Origin of the sequence: Rhizobium glycinendophyticum, assembly GCF_006443685.1 — a bacterium.
Lineage (GTDB): Bacteria > Pseudomonadota > Alphaproteobacteria > Rhizobiales > Rhizobiaceae > Allorhizobium > Allorhizobium glycinendophyticum.
Map to the genome: position 1 here is coordinate 762,959 of NZ_VFYP01000001.1, position 17,103 is coordinate 780,061.

15 protein-coding genes are annotated in these 17,103 nt (G+C 60.7%); 11 read left to right on the top strand and 4 right to left on the bottom strand.

What is annotated here, in order from left to right; genetic code table 11:
* Window positions 1-232: 232 nt before the first annotated feature.
* Window positions 233-1,693, bottom strand: a complete 1,461-nt coding sequence (locus tag FJQ55_RS03640) for an FAD/NAD(P)-binding protein (protein WP_140826340.1) — start codon at window positions 1,691-1,693, stop codon at window positions 233-235.
* A 140-nt stretch (window positions 1,694-1,833) separates the two neighbouring features.
* Between FJQ55_RS03640 and FJQ55_RS03645 the strand changes: the two genes are divergently transcribed.
* Complete coding sequence (locus FJQ55_RS03645; protein ID WP_140826341.1) at window positions 1,834-2,373, top strand: flavin reductase family protein; 540 nt, start codon at window positions 1,834-1,836, stop codon at window positions 2,371-2,373.
* Window positions 2,374-2,403: 30 nt separating this feature from the next.
* The gene (locus FJQ55_RS03650; RefSeq protein ID WP_140826342.1) at window positions 2,404-3,282 is read left to right on the top strand and encodes an acyl-CoA dehydrogenase family protein; all 879 of its coding nucleotides are present in this window, start codon (window positions 2,404-2,406) and stop codon (window positions 3,280-3,282) included.
* Here FJQ55_RS03650 and FJQ55_RS03655 read toward each other — a convergent pair.
* A complete protein-coding gene (locus FJQ55_RS03655) occupies window positions 3,258-3,704 on the bottom strand; it encodes an Rrf2 family transcriptional regulator (protein ID WP_140826343.1) in 447 nt (148 codons plus the stop codon). The two genes, FJQ55_RS03650 and FJQ55_RS03655, sit on opposite strands and share 25 nt — an antisense overlap.
* A 262-nt stretch (window positions 3,705-3,966) precedes the next feature.
* Between FJQ55_RS03655 and FJQ55_RS03660 the strand changes: the two genes are divergently transcribed.
* From FJQ55_RS03660 to FJQ55_RS03675, 4 genes are read left to right on the top strand one after another with little or no spacing between them, the layout of a single operon-like run.
* A complete protein-coding gene (locus tag FJQ55_RS03660) occupies window positions 3,967-5,319 on the top strand; it encodes an LLM class flavin-dependent oxidoreductase (protein ID WP_140826344.1) in 1,353 nt (450 codons plus the stop codon).
* 11 nt (window positions 5,320-5,330) lie between these two features.
* Window positions 5,331-6,170, top strand: coding sequence for an ABC transporter permease (locus FJQ55_RS03665; protein WP_140826345.1), 840 nt, complete (start codon window positions 5,331-5,333; stop codon window positions 6,168-6,170).
* A 48-nt stretch (window positions 6,171-6,218) separates the two neighbouring features.
* Window positions 6,219-7,196, top strand: coding sequence for an ABC transporter substrate-binding protein (locus FJQ55_RS03670; protein ID WP_140826346.1), 978 nt, complete (start codon window positions 6,219-6,221; stop codon window positions 7,194-7,196).
* 2 nt (window positions 7,197-7,198) lie between these two features.
* Window positions 7,199-7,972 carry an ABC transporter ATP-binding protein gene (locus FJQ55_RS03675; protein ID WP_140826347.1) on the top strand — a complete coding sequence of 258 codons (774 nt, stop codon included), beginning with the start codon at window positions 7,199-7,201 and terminating at the stop codon, window positions 7,970-7,972.
* Between the two features lie 543 nt (window positions 7,973-8,515).
* Here the strand turns inward: FJQ55_RS03675 and FJQ55_RS03680 are convergent.
* Window positions 8,516-10,135, bottom strand: coding sequence for a GMC family oxidoreductase (locus tag FJQ55_RS03680; RefSeq protein WP_140826348.1), 1,620 nt, complete (start codon window positions 10,133-10,135; stop codon window positions 8,516-8,518).
* Window positions 10,136-10,161: 26 nt separating this feature from the next.
* On the bottom strand, window positions 10,162-10,881 hold the full coding sequence (locus FJQ55_RS03685) for an FCD domain-containing protein (RefSeq protein ID WP_140826349.1): 720 nt from the start codon (window positions 10,879-10,881) through the stop codon (window positions 10,162-10,164).
* Window positions 10,882-11,024: 143 nt separating this feature from the next.
* Here FJQ55_RS03685 and FJQ55_RS03690 point away from each other — a divergent pair, with 143 nt between their 5' ends.
* The 5 genes from FJQ55_RS03690 (at window position 11,025) to FJQ55_RS03710 (ending at window position 17,096) form a co-directional block, all read left to right on the top strand.
* Entirely contained in the window at window positions 11,025-12,497 is a 1,473-nt protein-coding gene (locus FJQ55_RS03690; protein WP_140826350.1) for an aldehyde dehydrogenase family protein, read from the top strand.
* 104 nt (window positions 12,498-12,601) lie between these two features.
* Complete coding sequence (locus tag FJQ55_RS03695; protein WP_246085119.1) at window positions 12,602-13,528, top strand: ABC transporter substrate-binding protein; 927 nt, start codon at window positions 12,602-12,604, stop codon at window positions 13,526-13,528.
* An 87-nt stretch (window positions 13,529-13,615) separates the two neighbouring features.
* Window positions 13,616-15,094, top strand: coding sequence for a sugar ABC transporter ATP-binding protein (locus FJQ55_RS03700; protein WP_246085120.1), 1,479 nt, complete (start codon window positions 13,616-13,618; stop codon window positions 15,092-15,094).
* 1 nt (window position 15,095) lies between these two features.
* On the top strand, window positions 15,096-16,103 hold the full coding sequence (locus FJQ55_RS03705; protein WP_140826353.1) for an ABC transporter permease: 1,008 nt from the start codon (window positions 15,096-15,098) through the stop codon (window positions 16,101-16,103).
* Between the two features lie 9 nt (window positions 16,104-16,112).
* A complete protein-coding gene (locus tag FJQ55_RS03710) occupies window positions 16,113-17,096 on the top strand; it encodes an ABC transporter permease (protein ID WP_140826354.1) in 984 nt (327 codons plus the stop codon).
* Window positions 17,097-17,103 lie beyond the last annotated feature (7 nt).

Consider the following 17,103-nt stretch of genomic DNA (forward strand, 5'->3'; position numbering starts at 1 on the left):
ATTTTCGCGAGACCCGTTTCGGAGCAACGGATGGACTGAATAACAGCAGCCGGGATTGCTCAAGTTGTTGAAAAGCGTCCCTTTTTCTGCGAGAAATAGTCGCTGATTTTCAGCGAAAAACCGGCCTAAACAGTTTGCGCGCCGCGCCGCCACCAAATCGCTGGCCTCCTTCGTCCTGTCGCAGGTGTGGGGCTGTTCGCTACGGGCTTAGGCAAGGCTAGTTGCCAGCCGTTCACATTGGTGGGTTAATGACGATGGTCCTCGTCTCGCGGGCACAACAGCCGATGATCCGGTCTACCAAGCTCGCAGCCTGTGCGGCAATTTCCGGGACACCTGTCAGCTCACCAAATGCTGGGCGAGCGGGCGGTCCGGCGACGAAGAGCGTGGAGTTCGGGGTTCCGGTGGCTGTGATAGCGCGGCCCGCGCTGTCGCAAGCGAGGCCGAGACCGAACCGATCCGACTGGATGAAGCCATCCCGCTGCATGCCAAGCAGAAACCGCTGGTGGGTCGCATAGGACCGGAAATCAGGACCAGTCGCCAAAAGGATGTGGCGACAGTGAAACTCAGTCTTTCCTCCGCGGGTATCCACCTCCGCAAGAAGCTCTTGTCCGTCGACCCTGATGGACATGAGATCGCCCGTTTCCGGTCTGACCCGACCAGTGCCGATGCCCAGTTCGAGGATGGCGGCCCCTTGGGGTGGCATCCGGTACCGATGAACGTCGTACCAGCGGCGGAGGCGCCTCAGGAATTTTTGTCGCTCGCGCATCGGCAGCGCTTGCCACAACGACGGTGCGTGCTGACGCAGAGCATCGAACACGGACTGCCAGGGTATGCCCTGCGCCTGCGCATCTTTGATCGTGGCTCGCACCTTCGATAGAAGCTTTTTGGCCGACGTAAGGTCGGTGCTGCTGAAGTCACCAAAGGGTGAAAAGCCACCGCCGGCATGCGGTCTCGGCATGAGGCCTGTGCGGGAGAGGAGGCTGACGGTCCCGGTATGGCCAAGGGCCTTTAGGCGGCAGAGGGCATCAATGGCGGTAAGACCGGAGCCGACGACAAGGACGGGATCGCTCTCGCCGATTTCGTTGAACGCATCAGCGGCAAGGACCTCTTTCACACGACGTGTTGCCAAAGCACTTAGCCTGTCGATGACGGGTGGCCTAGAGGCAGGAGGGTGCCCGGTCGCGAGGATCAGAATGTCGGCCATGACGATGGTGCCGTCAGCCCCGCAAATCCGCCACTGCTCATTCTGTCGCTCGACAACCCGAACGACATCGCGGACGTGTCGCACCGCGCCACTGTCGAGATGGGGCGCAAGTTGCACCTGCATGAACCGTCCGAAATCCCTACGACGGGCAAAGATACCTTCCGGGGTCACGGCATCTGGATCCACCGTGAGCGTTCCGCTGGTCTGCAGCCAGTCGAGGAAGGCTGTCGGAGCGCCAGGGATGGCGCGCATTCTGTGTGCTGCGACATTCAGGCGGACATCAAGGTTCTTGACATCATAGGCAAGGCCACATCCGAGCTGCTCGCGGGGCTCGAAGATGGTCACCTCTTCAATGTCCCGGATCCCGCGCTCGACGAGAAGTTTGGCAACAATCGCGCCCGTATATCCGCCGCCGATGATTGCGACGCGAGAGCCGGGGCCCGGCGCTCGCGCCTGCAGTCTCGGGGACGAGATCCTGATCTTCAACATGGCAGTCTTCCTTCCGGTTCGCGGGTGGCAGATCTGGGCATATTTTCTATAAAATATATGGAGATTAAAAACGCTTGTCTACTGCTTCGGTTCCTCGGCTGTTACCCATGCTTGAGATGCAGTCTGCACGGAGAGGTCAGATGAACGTTTTTATCGCAAGCGAATTCAGCGAGCCGCGCCTTCGCCCAGTGTCCGATCGTCCAGCCGACACGGCTGGTTTGAAGGAGGCCTTGAGAACGCTGGGCGGCGGTGTCAGCGTGATTACGGCGGGTGAAGGTGCTGAGCGCTCGGGAGCCACGGTCACCTCTGCGACGGCTCTGTCCGTCGATCCCCCGCGTATGCTGGTGTCCCTCAACAGATCTTCCTCCACCTGGCCCGTCGTTGAGCGTTACCGCCATTTCGCGGTCAATGTGATTGGTGCGGCCCATCAGGAGATTGCAAACCGCTTTGCGGGCATTGGTGGATTGAAGGGACCCGAGCGCTATGTTGGGGCCGAATGGACAAGGCTTGCCAGCGGAGCGCCAGTGCTGGAAGATGCGGTTGCAGCACTCGACTGTGAGGTCGAGGAGGCGATCGAGCGACATAGCCATGTCATCCTGATCGGTCGCGTCCTTTCGATACGCTTGAGCGGTGGGAGTTCACTCCTGTATCAGAATGGCAAATACCACGCAGTGACGTAACTCTGGCTTGAGTGGAGGAGGGTCTTTTTGATGGTGGTATCGACGGCTGATCGATTGCGACCCGTACCGGCTGCACTGACGCGTGAGGCTGATGTCTTGGCCGCACTCGATCGCCTGGGACCTTCGGCGACCAGTCACAATCTGGACCAGGTCTCCAGTCTGCCCACAAGTGGGCTTCTTGCCATGTCGATTCCCGCGAGCTTCGGGGGAGCAGATATCTCGAACCTCATCGTCGCCGAGGCCGTCAGCCGGCTGGCCATCTGGAACGCAAAGGCGGCGGAGCAATTGCTCCGGCATCTTGTTGCCTTGGAACTGGTGCGCACCAGCGGATCGGCAGAACAGCGCAAGGCGATTTACGGACGGGTGGTGCTGGGCGATGTCTTCGACTTGAGTGCTCGTCGCGAGGGTGTTCCGCCACCGAGGCTTGTACAGTCGGGTCTGGCTTTCGCTTTGGACAATGGTGAGTCGGACTTGGAGATCAGTGCGGCGGATTGGCAGATCATAAGGGCATCAGGAGCAAGTTCTGAATCGATGGCCGCCATTCTGGACAGCAAGCGCGTGTCATTCCGCGGCGAGGATGCATCACCGGAGTTAACCGTCCATCCCGATTACATTCTTTCCCTCGGTGAGAATGCGGACTGTCTGTCACGACTGATGATGGCATTTCTGACGGCTGCCGCAGCCCGCGGACGAGTTAGCGCGAAAACACTGACCTCAGGGGCAGATCCTTCTGCCGCAATCGAACTCGAACTTCTGGACGCAATGATCCAGAAGGCAGCCTCCCTGATCGATGGCATTCAGGTGGACGATCCGCCAATCGATCTTGCACAGATCGATCGGTTCTGCCTCGCACTGGACACTTCGCGTTTGCGCTGTTCCGTGGATCACTCGCCGGTGATCAGATCCTGATCGGGCTGTTCCGATGCTACGAATTGCGTGAGCGTCATTGTGTCGAGAACAGCGGCCATGGCTTCGCGAACCTGCGTCATGGAAATGCGGATCTGGCACGATGCCGGGTCCCGGCAATCGTCGCAGGCTTCAAACGCCGTGCGACTGGCGTAGCGCATGGGTGCCAGCGGCCCGTCAAGGGCGCGGATGACCTGCCCGATCATGATCTCATCTGCGGGTTTTGACAGCGCATGACCGCCATGCGGCCCCTTCTTCGAGCGCAGGAAGCCGTTGTTGCGCAACTCCAGCAGGATCGTGTCGAGGAACTTCTTCGGAATATTGTTGCGGGTCGCAATGTCGGCAACGAACGCCGTCTGCCCTGGCTCCAGACCCGCGAGGTCGACCAGCGCTTTCAGACCGTATTTGCCTTTGTTGGTGAGCATCGCGGAGATATCCGGCCGAAGGCCCCCAAGGATGATTTTGCTCATCGTACATAGTTTATGAAGTAGCGTTCAAGCTGTTTCCGGATCGGAGCGAGCTAAGTGCTCCGGCCTTTTTGCTTCCGTGTCGCGGATGTCTCAGATCGCCGTCATATTCAAAAATCCATTCGCCGAGAGGCTGAATCTTCGCAATCCTATTTCTCTATATAAATTATAGACAATGTAGGCTGACCTCATTCTATGATTGAGTGAGAGAGGACCAGCCATGACACGCAAGATCAGATTAGGCGCATTCCTTCCCGGCGGCGGACAGCATATCGCCTCCTGGCGGCATCCGGATCAGCCAGCCGATGGTGCCGTCAGCTTCGAGTTCCACAAACAGTTGGCCCTCACCGCCGAGAGGGGATTGTTCGACGCCTACTTCCTTGCCGACGGTTTGGCCGTCGGCTTCGGCGGCGCGCGAGAAGGCGGCAATGCAAGGGTCGCCGGCTTCGAGCCCGTGACGCTGTTCTCTGCGCTCGCTCCCTTCACCACCCATCTCGGCTTCATCGCGACGGCGTCGACGACCTATGAGGAGCCTTATAATACGGCGCGGAAGTTCGCCTCGCTTGACCTCATCTCCGGCGGCAGGGCCGGCTGGAACGTGGTCACGACAACGGGCGATGCCACGGCGCAGAACTTCAACCGTGATCAGCAGCTCCCGCATGCCGACCGCTACAAGCGGGCCGCCGAGCATGTCGATGTCGTCAAGAAACTCTGGGACAGTTTTGAGGACGATGCCTTCATCCGCGACAAGGAAACGGGTGTCTTCTTCGATCCCGGTAAGCTGCATGATGCCGCTCACAAGGGCGAGCACTTCAAGGTCAAGGGACCGCTCAACGTCTCGCGCTCGCGCCAGGGGCATCCGGTCATCGTCCAGGCAGGCCAATCCGATGACGGCCGTGGTCTGGCCGCTGCGACGGCAGAGGTGATCTTCACCGCCCACCAGCACATTGAGACAGCGCAGGAATTCTACCGCGACATCAAGAACCGCTCTCGCGGCCTCGGGCGCAATCCCGATCATATCCTGATCATGCCCGGCGTTTCGCCTTTTGTCGGTCGCACGGAGGAAGAAGCGCGTGAGAAATACGATCGCCTGACGTCTCTGATCCTGGAGGAAGACGGCATCGGCCTGCTCAATGGCCTGACAGGTGGCACGCTCGACCTCAAGGGATATGATCTCGACGGCCCGCTTCCGCCGGCACCGCCAACCGAGGGCATGAAGAGCCGGCAGGCGTTGATCCGCCAGATCGCCGACGAGAACAATCTCTCGATCCGCCAGCTCTACCAGTGGGTCGCCTCGGCGCGCGGTCACTTCACCATCGTCGGAACGCCGGTGCAGATTGCCGACACGCTGCAGCAATGGTTCGAGAACGAAGCGGCTGACGGCTTCAACATCCTGCCGCCCTGGCTCCCGACGGGCCTCAACGACTTCGTCGATCTCGTCATCCCCGAGCTGCAACGCCGCGGGCTCTTCCGCACCGCCTATGAGGGCCGGACGCTTCGCGAAAACCTAGGCCTGCCATTCCCGATCAACCGCTATGCCGCCGACCGTCAGGTCGTGCAGGCCGCCGAATGAGGAGGTCCCCCATGTCCTACGAAGACATCCATCACGGACGGGCCTATGGCCTCGATCTCTCACCGAATGTTGACACCGCACCCCGCTGGCTTAGTCAGGCAACGGCAGTCATCACGCCCTTCCTTGGCCGCTATGGTCTCGTGATCGCCTTCCTCATCCTCTGGCAGGCCTCGTCGAAACTCGGCTGGGTGAACGCATCCGTCTTCCCGCCGCTCGATCAGATCATCGGTGCCTTGTGGAAGGCGCTCTCCTCGGGCGCCATCGTCGATGATATCGCGATAAGTCTGCAGCGCTCCGGCATTGCCTTTGTTGCTGCCGTTGGCCTTGGCATTCCGCTCGGCCTCTTCATGGGGCAGGTGCGCGCTGTCGAGCAGGCCCTCGATCCGCTCTTGCAGTTCTTTCGTCAGACGTCTGCGCTCGCCCTCTATCCCGTCTTCATCCTGCTTCTCGGTCTGGGCGAAGCTTCCAAGGTCTTCGTCATCTTCTGGGCGACGCTCTTCCCGATCCTCCTGTCGACCATCGGTGGGGTTAAGGAGGTCGACAAGAAGCTTATCGAGATGGCTCGCACTTATGGCGCTGGCTCTCTGCAGATATTCCGTCGTGTCGTGCTTCCAGCCTCGGTGCCCGCGATCTTCGTTGGCCTTCGCCTTTCCGCAACGACGGCACTGCTGCTCCTCATCGCAGCCGAGATGATCGGTGCCAACAAAGGCATCGGCTTCCAGGTGATGAATGCCCAATACAACTTCCAGATCCCGCTGATGTTTGCGGCCATCCTGCTTCTCGCACTGCTCGGCCTCGCCGCAAACGCCGTCCTCGTCCTTCTGCAGCGGCGACTGTGCCGCTGGGCCTGACCAGGCATCGCACGCATCCCTCCATTCTCGTTATCAAAGGAAACTCCGATGACATTCCATTCCCGCAAGCTCCTCCTCTCTGCCGCGATTACCTTTGCGCTCTCAGGCTCCGCCTACGCCGCCGAAGAGGTCAAGTTCCGCTATCTCGCCAGTCAGGGCGGATTGTCCGCCCATGAACTGGCTGCCGAGCTGGGCTATTTCGACGGCACCGGCATCACCATCGAGAATGTCGGCTATGCCACTGGCGGCCCGGCCTCGCTGATTGCGCTCGCCTCCGGCGATGTCGAAATCGGCAGTGCTGCCACCTCGGCCGTCTTGAACTCGATCATCGGCGGCAACGACTTTGTCGCGGCTTATCCCTCCAACGGCATCAACGACGAGGTTCAGTCGATCTTCTACGTGCTGGAAGACAGTCCCATCCGCGAGATCAAGGATATCGCCGGAAAGACCGTCGCAGTGAACACGCTCGGTGCCCATCTCGACTACACGATCCGCGAGGCTCTGCATTCCGTCGGTTTGCCGTCTGATGCCGCCAACCAGATCGTCGTTCCTGGCCCGCAGCTTGAACAGGTCCTGCGCTCCGGTCAGGTCGATGTATCGGCCTTCGGCTACTGGCAGACGACTTTTGAAGGTGCTGCCAAGCAGAAGGGCGGGCTCCGTGCGATCTTCGACGACACCGATGTGCTCGGAGAAATCGCCGGCGGCTTCATTGTGCTGCGCCGCGACTTCATCGAAAAACACCCCGAAGCCGCCAAGGTCTTCGTCGAACAGTCCGAGCGCGCCCTCGACTATGCCCGCGAAAACCCGGAGGAGACCAAGAAGATCTTCGCCAAGGCACTGGCCGAGCGTGGCGAGAACCCTGACATCGCCCAGTTCTTCCGAGGCTATGGCGTGCGCCCAGGCGGCAAGGCAGTCGAGCGCGACCTGCAGTTCTGGATCGACGTCCTCGTCCGTGAAGGCAAGCTGAAGGAGGGCCAGCTCTCGGCCAACGAGATCCTCTATTCCCCCGAGACAGCGAGCAACTGACCATGGCACTCGCTCAGTCCAACAGCATTCGCGGAGAGGTGACGGTCCGTCACCTCTCCAAGACCTACACCCTCAACAGAAAGCCGCTGTCGGTCCTGAAGGATCTCAACCTCACCATCCATTCGGGCGAAAGCCTGGCGATCGTCGGCGCAAGCGGCTCGGGCAAGACGACACTTCTGCGGATCCTGGCGGGACTCGAAGATGCGGACAGCGGCGATGTCCTGATTGATGGCCGTCGCATCCGCGGCGTTGGCACCGAACGGGCCGTCATATTCCAGGAACCGCGCCTTCTGCCTTGGCTGACCGTCATCGACAACATTGGATTCGGATTGGAGACCAGAGGCCTTTCCCGCGACGAGGCGCACTTCATCTCGCAGCGCTATGTCGAACTTGTCGGATTGAAGGGCTTCGAAACCGCCTATCCGCGTCAGCTTTCGGGCGGTATGGCGCAACGTGTCGGTATCGCCCGGGCGCTTGCCGTCCAGCCGGAAATCCTGCTGCTCGACGAACCTCTCGGTGCGCTGGACGCGATGACCAAGATCGGCATGCAGCAGGAACTGGCACGGATTTGGAAAGAGGAGGACGTAACGACGGTGCTCGTGACCCACGATCTCGAAGAAGCGATTTTCCTCGCTGACCGAATTCTGATTCTGCCCCGCGAGAAGGGCGGGGAGTCCCGGCTGATCGACATCGACTTGCCCCGGCCCCGCGATCGCAGTGCGCCTGCTTTCGTGCGCCAGCGAGAGGAACTGCTCGGGCTTTTTGGATTGCATTGAAATGGGTCGGATGAAGAGGAAGCGCGGTCGTTGGCTGCGCTTCTTTCTTCGCCTTTAGCGGGCGGCAAGCGACGCGAGCCAAACTGTGGCAGCTTGTTCCCCAAGCTACATCGATGAGCGGTGATCCGCCTCCGCTCAGTTGCGGTGACTGCGAGCGGGTCCCCAGCCAGTTCAGCGAGACCCGCTCAAACACGACGGATGGACTGAAGAACAGCAGCCGGGATTGCTCAACATGATTTGAAAGGCTTGAAAAAATAGCCTGTGATTTCCCTATGTTTTCCTGCCGCGAGCGACCGTGGATGCCATCTTTGTGCCCTGGCTTTGGGCTGACGTCAACATGGCGGGAGAGCGGCAATTATTTCCGCTCGGAAACATCAAGCCGGGGGTAAGGCGAGCTTTTACCAAATGGCATATTTGCGCCTCACATCGGCAACAACGGTGGTGGTCGATCGCGTTCAAAAGCCTATGGTGGCTTCGGGCTCCACCTGTCCCTGAAGGCCTCATCCCGGAACAATGAAAAAGATGACGCTCACAACGGCCAGTTCAATTGCCACCGAGAATGAAGGACGCGCATCGATCGCCCAGCATCATTGCCGGAGCTGCAGTGTTTCCAGCGTTGATGTCTGGCACGGCCGACATGTCGCACACCCGCAGACCGTCGATCCCTCTGACCCGCATACGTGCATCCAGCACCGCCATCGGGTCGCCATCGGCACCCATCTTGCAGGTTCCCGCGGGGTGATAGTTGGTCTTGACGAAGCGCTTGCAGTGCAATTCCAGCGCCGCATCCGAGAGATCGGCAGGGGAGGGGACAGCGACTTTGCTGATCCGCTCCTTAAGCGGCGTGGCCTCCAGAGCCCGCAGGAAAAACCGCTGGCCCGCAATCATCTCGCGCATGTCCGCCGGATCCTTCAGCAGGTTTGGCGAGACGCGCGGCTTGTCGGATGGTGATGCCGACCGCAGGCGGACGTGTCCCCTGGACTTCGGCTTGACCACCACCGTCGTAATCGTCAGGCCATAGGTGTCGTCGACGAGGCTCCTCGTATCGCGGTCCAGGTAGACAATCGGAACGCAGAAGGCTTGGATCGTGGGTTCACCATCCGGGTTGCCCGGATTGACAAATGCGCCCGCCTCAACCCCGGCCGAGGTGATCGGTCCAGATCCGAAGAGCTTGAACTGCAAGCCGTTGCGGATCATACGCCAGCCATCGCCCTGGCGGTGATAGCCATATTTGCCGTTCGCCGTCGAAATGATCGGCACTTCCGGGTGGTCGACAAGGTTCTCCCCGACGCCCGGCAAGTCCAACGCCACGTCGATCGAATGGGCCTTCAGTTCGTCCGCTGGGCCGACGCCCGACAGCATCAGGAGCTTCGGCGTGATCAGAGCCCCTGCACTCAAGACGACGGCATCGTCCGCCATGGCCACCGATGTGGCACCATCCTTCTCCCGGTACTGGACGCCTTTCGCGCGACCGTTTTCGATGATGATCTTCTCGGCTCGTGTCTGCAGTTTCAGGTCCAGCCTGGGATCTTTGAGCAAAGGCTCGATGAAGGCGTAGGCTGAGCTCGATCTCTTGCCGGCGCGGTTCATGAACTGGTAGAAGCCGACGCCTCGCTGGGAGAGGCCGTTGAAGTCGGGATTGAAGGGCTCGCCGAGGCCCTGCACCGCCTGAACGAACCATCGCGACATCTGATCGATATAGCCCGGATCAGAAACCTTGAGAGGGCCGCCTGCGCCATGTCGCTCGTTCAGGAGACGGTTGTTGTCCTCCATCCCCCTGAAGTGGCGGAGCACAGCGTTCCAGCTCCAGTCGGCGCCGTCATTGTTGCCCCGCAAGATGTCGTTCCACGCCTCGTAATCCGACGGTCTGCCGCGAATATAGACCTGCGCATTGACGGAACTGCCGCCGCCCAGAACGTTACCTTGCGGGATGTCATGTGCACGCCCATCGAGATGCGGCTGGGGATCGGTCGTATGGTAGTGCATGTAGCGACTGCCATTGATCATCTTGAAGATGCCGGGTGGCATGTCGAGCAGGGGATGCCGATTGGAATAGCCGCCCTCTAGAAGCAGCACGCGGCGACCGGCTGCAACGAGGCGAGCGGCGACCACGCAGCCTGCTGCTCCTCCTCCAACGACGATGTTGTCATAGGTTTTGGTCACCACATCATGCTCCGGTTGAATGAGGTTCAGCGAAACGTCCCGCGGACGAATTCCCAGGCTGAAACGAGATGCGCCTGCATGGCCTCTTCGGCCGCCTCCGGATCCCGGTTCTGGATTGCCGTGAATATCTCGAGATGCCGCAGGAAATTCGTTTCGTTGCGTTCCGGCATGCTTGGCATCTTGCGCCAATGGGGCGAGAGCCAGGCGACATAGGCCATGTGTATCACCGGAAACACAGGGTTTTTCGGGATCTGAAACAGGGTCCCGTGGAATGCGACATCGGTCGCGTAGAAAAGCTCCGACTGGCCGATCGCGGCCTCATTGGCATCCAGCGCTTCCTTCAGTGCCTCGATGTCGGCACGCTTGGCATGCAGGGCCGCATGCCGCACCAGCGCCATCTCCAGGAATATCCGGGAGTTGAACAGGTTCTTGATGCCGTCCGGTTCGGTCAGGAGATGGCCGATCGCGCCTTCGACGGCCTTGAGCGCCGTGTCGTAGCCCGGCCGCCTCGCAATCGGGCGATAGCGCGGCCTCGCCTCCAGCAGCCCGCGGCTTGCCAGTGTTGTCACCGCCTCCCGGACGACGGTGCGGCTTACGCCGTAGATTTCCATCAATTCTCGCTCAGATGGCAGATGGGCGCCGTCCGCAAGCTCGCCGGAAACGATCTGGCGCTCCAGCGAACGGATGACGTTCGATGCTGCTCGCTTGGCGTTATTCGGACTCAGGTCTTCGTCAATCGTGGTCATAGCCTTTTGTAGTTTGGAGTGACATGCGACGCAAGATCCGCAAATTTGGTACGATGAAAAAATATTATTTGGCAAGCGGGTTGACGCAATAGGCGTACTGCGCCTTAATTGGCTAAATTTTGGTCGTACCAAAAAGGGGCGATATGTTGATCGAATTGTCTGAGCTGGCCCGTGGCGGCTCTCCTGTCCAGACGAAGATGTTTGTCGGCGGGCGGTGGGTGTCAGGATCGGCAAGCAGCCTTCAGCCGGTTGAGAATCCGGCCGATGGATCCGAGATCGCATTCACGCCGATGGCGTCTGCAGCGGAAGCAGAGGAAGCTGTCTCAGCCGCCCGTCTGGCTCAACCCCTTTGGGCTGCTCTCGCCCCCGTCGAGCGCGGCAGGCTCGTGGGTCTGCTGGCGGATCAGGTAAACGATCATGCAGAGCTGCTCGCTCAGATCATCACGATGGAGCAAGGTAAGCCGATCGGGCAGGCACGCGGAGAGGTCGCAGCCACCGCGACATTCCTTCGTTACGCCGCCGAACAGGCGCGCCGTATGGAGGGAGAAATCGTGCCCTCCGATGCCCGCAACGAGGAGATCTGGGTTCGCCGAGTTCCCCACGGAGTCGTTACCGGAATCACTGCCTGGAACTATCCGGCGGCGCTCGCCGCGCGCAAGCTCGGGCCTGCGCTTGTCGCGGGAAATGCCTTCGTCCTCAAATCTCACGAGTTCACGCCTCTGTCGGGGCTCTTCATTGCAGCACTCGCTGAAAAGATCGGCTTTCCGGCCGGCGTGATCAATGTCGTGACTGGCGACGGGCGCGTCGCCGGCAGCCGTCTCGTCGAGCTTTCAGACATGGTGACGATGACCGGGTCGACCCGGGCAGGGCGGGAAATCTACCGGACCGGTGCTGATGACATCAAGGTCGTGCGCCTCGAGCTTGGCGGCAAGGCGCCGTTCATCGTCATGGAAGACGCAGATATTGACGCGGCTGTCGAAAGCGCCGTCACGGCCCGCTTCACCAATTGCGGGCAGATCTGCACCTGCAATGAACGCATGTATCTGCACAGATCGATCTCTGAGCAGTTCCTGGAAAAGTTCGTGGCGCGTGTCCGCGCGCTGACCATTGCCCCGCCGCTCGAAGATCCGGATCTGGGGCCGAAGATCAGTGCCGGCGAAGTGACCAAGGTCGAGGAGATTATCGCCCGCAGCGTCCGGGAAGGGGCTGAAGAGCTTCTGCGCGGAGGAGCGATCACCGAAGGGCGGCTGAAGTCGGGTCATTTCATGGCGCCCTCGGTCCTTCTGGCCACGTCCAACGGCAATCCGGCGATGCAGGAGGAGATCTTCGGTCCGGTGGCGGTTGCCATGGTCGTTGATGATTTCGAGCAGGCGCTGGCCCATGCCAACGACACGAAATTCGGGCTCTCCGCCTTTGTCTACACGCGCGACCTGCGTCGTCTGATGCGGCTCACAAACGAGCTCAATTTTGGCGAGATCTACTTCAATCGGACGAACGGGGAACTCGTCCAGGGCTTCCACAGTGGCTGGGGGCTCTCAGGCATCGGCGGCGAAGACGGCAAGCACGGCTTCGACGGCTACCTGCGCAAGAAGACCATGTATGTGAACTGGTCCTGAGGTTTTGGAGGAAAAGCGCTCGCATGGTGCGAGCGCTAAAAGTGGAGGAAGACATGTATAGACGCGCTTTTCTGACGACGACGGTGCTTGCCGCCGTGACCGCGATGACGAGTTTCGGGTTGAACGCCCAGGAACTGCCAAAGCTGGAGAAGAAGGAAACCTACAAGGTCGGCTTCGCGCAGACCGAAAGCAACAATCCCTGGCGCATCGCCCAGACCAACAGCATGAAGGCAGAGGCCGAAAAGCTCGGCCATCAGCTTGTCTACACGGACGCTGCCGGTTCTGCTGCCAAGCAGGTTTCCGACGTCAACTCGATGATCGCCCAGGGCGTCGACCTGATCTTCCTTGCCCCGCGCGAGGAAAAGCCGCTCATTCCCGCCGTCATGGCCGCTAAGAAGGCAGGCATCCCGGTCATCTTGCTCGACCGCAGCGTAGATCCCTCGCTCGCTAAGGCCGGCGAAGACTATCTGACCTTCATCGGTTCCGACTTCGTTGAGGAGGGACGGCGCATCGCGGAGTGGCTGATCAAGAATGCCAACGGGAAGACCAAGATCATCCAGCTCGAAGGGACGACCGGCTCGTCCCCAGCCAACGACCGTAAGAAGGGCTTTGATGAGGCAATCCAGGCAGCCGGCGGTTTTGAGATCGTCGCCTCCCAGTCCGGTGACTTCGCCCGCGACAAGGGCCGTCAGGTCGCCGAAGCGCTGCTGCAGGCGCATCCCGATGCAAACGTGATCTATGCCCACAACGACGAGATGGCGATCGGTGCCATTTCGGCAGTCGAAGCGGCAGGCAAGGTTCCCGGCAAGGATATCCTCATTCTGTCGATCGATGGCGGCAAGGAAGCCGTACAGGCCGTGGTCGATGGAAAGATCGCAGCCGTCGTGGAGTGCAATCCGCGCTTCGGGCCCAAGGCCTTCGAGACCATGATGCGTTACGCGAATGGCGAGACGATCCCGCCGGTGCTGATCAACGAAGACAAGTTCTACGACGCGAGCAATGCAGCCGCCGAACTGGCGAACGCATACTGATCGAGCCACATGCGGCGGCGGGCGCTCCGGCCCTGCCGCCCCCCAATTCCTCGTTATCCAAGGACACCTCCCGTGCCCCTGCTCGTCATGGACTCCATCTCAAAGAGCTTCGCAGGGCTGAAAGCTCTGGACGCAGTCTCACTCACGATTGACCCGGGTGAAGTTGTGGCGCTCGTCGGTCAAAACGGCGCCGGCAAGTCGACGCTGATCAAGATACTGACCGGCGTCTATCGCAGGGACACGGGCTCCATCCAGTTTGACGGCCGCGAAGCCGATTTCTCGATGCCGGCCGAAGCCGAAGCTGCAGGCATCGCGACCATCTATCAGGAGATCAATCTGGCACCGCAGCGATCGGTCGCGGAGAACATCTATCTGTCCCGCGAACTGCGGCGCTTCGGCATGCTCGACAGCGGCGCAATGCGTCGCGGGGCAGAGGAGATCCTCAAGAGTTTCGAGCTTTCGATCGATGTCGACCGCCCGGTCGGACAATTCGACGCAGCCACCCGCCAGATGGTGGCGATCGCACGGGCGGTACTTCAGGACGCCCGGCTCGTCATCATGGATGAGCCCACCTCATCCCTCGACGAGCGCGAGGTCGGCATCCTGTTCAGGACGATCCGTATGCTCAAGCAGCGCGGCGTCTCCATCATCTTCGTCGGGCATCGGCTGGATGAACTTTACGCCGTCTGCGACAGCGTCGCGATCATGCGGGACGGCCGGCTGGTGGCCCGCGGCGCCATGGCCGACTTCCCGAAAATCGAGCTTGTCCGGCACATGCTCGGCAAGGAACTCGATGCCCTGACGCTGGTGGCACCGGAAGAGGACAAGGTCTCGAAGCCGGTGCGGCTGGAGCTCCACGGGGCTTCCGCCGGCACCCGCGTCGTCGACGTCGATCTGAAGTTGCGTGAAGGCGAGATCACCGGCCTTGCCGGACTTCTCGGGTCAGGCCGGAGCGAAACGGCACGGCTGATTTTTGGAGCGGACAAGCTCGAGAAGGGTGAACTTACCCTAGAGGGGCGCGCCAGGCACTACCGCGAACCCTCCGATGCGATCGCCGATGGAATCGGCTTCGTATCCGAAGACCGGAAGATCGACGGGATCATTCCCGACATGTCCGTCCGGGAGAATATGACGCTTGCTCTGCTTCCGAAGCTGAAGCGTGCGGGCATCGTAGATCGGCGCAGGCAGGACGAGATCGCGCAGCGCTTCATCAAGGCGCTCTCGATCAAGTGCTCGTCTCCGGATCAACCGATCAAGGAACTGTCCGGTGGCAACCAGCAGAAGGTGCTTCTGGCCCGATGGCTCGCCACCGATCCGCGCATTCTGGTCATCGACGAGCCGACACGCGGGATCGATATCGGCGCCAAGTCGGAAATTCTGAAGCTCTTGCGCAACCTCGCCGACGAAGGGTTGAGCGTGCTGATGATTTCGTCCGAACTGGAAGAGCTTCTGGCCTGTTCGGACAGTGTCAGCGTCCTCAGCGACGGCCGCTCAGTGGCACGTCTCTCGCGCGGTGAACTGAGTGAACCCGCCTTGATCTCTGCCATGGCTCATCAGGTAGACTGACATGACCAATCCCCAAGTTCCCATTTCGACGATTGAGGCGCCCCGGGCCCGGGGAGGTTTCCTTCTCTATGCGAGCCGCTATGGAACGCTGGTCGCGTTTCTGGCCCTTGTTGCGCTCAACATCGCCATCACGCCCAACTTCCTGTCGATGCAGACCTTGACCGTCAACCTGACGCAGGTGGCGACGATCGTCATCGTGGCCACCGGAATGACACTTGTCATTGCGACCGGCGGTATCGACCTGTCGGTCGGGTCGTTGATGGCGATCGCCGGCGCCATCGCGCCGATGATATTCATGCATCCTGCCTGGCCGGCCGGGATGATGCCGATCGCTGTCACTCTGGCGATCCTGGTGCCGGTTGCTGTTGCCGCAGTGCTCGGCCTCTTCAACGGCATGCTCATCACCAGATACGGCATTCAGCCCATCATCGCCACGCTGGTGCTTTTCATTGCCGGGCGCGGCATCGCGCAGGTGATGACCAACGGTAACCTCCAGGTTTTCCGGAACGACAGTTTCCAGTTCATCGCCATGGGCAAGATCGCAGGCATACCCACGCAGGTAATCCTGATGATGATCATCGTCGTCATCGCCTGGGCCGTGACGCGCTACACGGTCATCGGACGGCAGATCATTGCCGTCGGCGGCAACGAACGGGCAGCACGTCTCGCGGGTCTGCCAGTGAAACGGGTCAAGCTGTACGTCTACATGATCAGCGGAGCGCTGGCCGGCCTGGCGGGGTTGGTCGTGATTGCTCGCAACTCGGCAAGTGACGCCAATCTGGTCGGACTGGGCATGGAGCTCGATGCCATTGCCGCGGTCGCAGTGGGTGGGACACTTCTGGCAGGTGGACGCGCGAACGTGATCGGCACCGTGCTCGGCGCTTTCGTCATCCAGCTCGTCCGCTACACGCTTCTTGCCAATGGCGTGCCGGATGCAGCCGCCCTTATCGTCAAGGCGGGTCTCATCGTGTTCGCCGTCTATCTCCAGCAACGCGCCGACAAGAGTTGAGGACCGCAAATGAACAGGCTCAAGCGTGCCTTCACCTTTGGATCTCCCGCTGAACTCGCCCGCATCGGCGTGATCCTCGCTCTCCTCGGGCTCATCATTTTCGGTGGCCTGCGCTATGACAACTTCCTGTCCGCGTTCAATATTCTGAGTTTCCTCAGATACAACTCGATGTTCGCTCTGATTGCTCTGGGGATGACATTCGTCATCATCACCGGCGGCATCGATCTGTCGGTCGGCGCAACGGCCGCCATGGCCAGTGTGGTTGCGGCGCTGCTCTCCGGACACCACTGGGCAGCGGGGCTCGGTGGCGGCGTTCTTGCCGGTCTAGCCGTGGGCATTCTCAATGGCTTCCTTGTGAGCCGGATGCGGATCCAGCCATTCATCGCAACGCTTGCGACAATGCTGGCCGCCTCGGGGACCGGCCTTCTTCTGGCCGGCAACCAGTCGGTTTCCGTCTCTTACGACACGGGCTTTACGGCTATCGGACAGGACGATTTTCTCGGCTTTCCGATCGCTGCGTGGATCGCGGGGCTGGCCTACGTCGTTGGCTGGCTCGTCCTCGAAAAGCGTCCCGTTGGCCGACATATCCTCGCGATCGGCGATGGCGAGCAGACCGCGCGCATGATGGGTCTGAACGTCGAGCGTAATCTGGCTCTGGTTTATGCGGCCTCCGGCGCGCTTGCCGGTCTCGCAGGCGTCATTCTTGCCTCCCAGTTTGGTGCGGGGCAGCCGACCGAGGGGGTCGGCTGGGAACTGTTTGCCATTGCTGCCGTGGTGGTCGGTGGCACCTTGCTCACCGGCGGCTCCGGCTCTGTCGGAGCGACGCTCGCAGGTGCCCTGCTTCTGGGGATGGTCTTCAACATCCTGAATTTCGAAAACGGCCTCGGCTGGATATCGCTCTCCGCATACTGGCAGTCGATCATCCGCGGCGCCTTCCTTCTCGGCGTGGTCATTCTCCAGGCGCGCCTCCAGCAACGCGTAAAGCTGTCCTGAAAGGAAT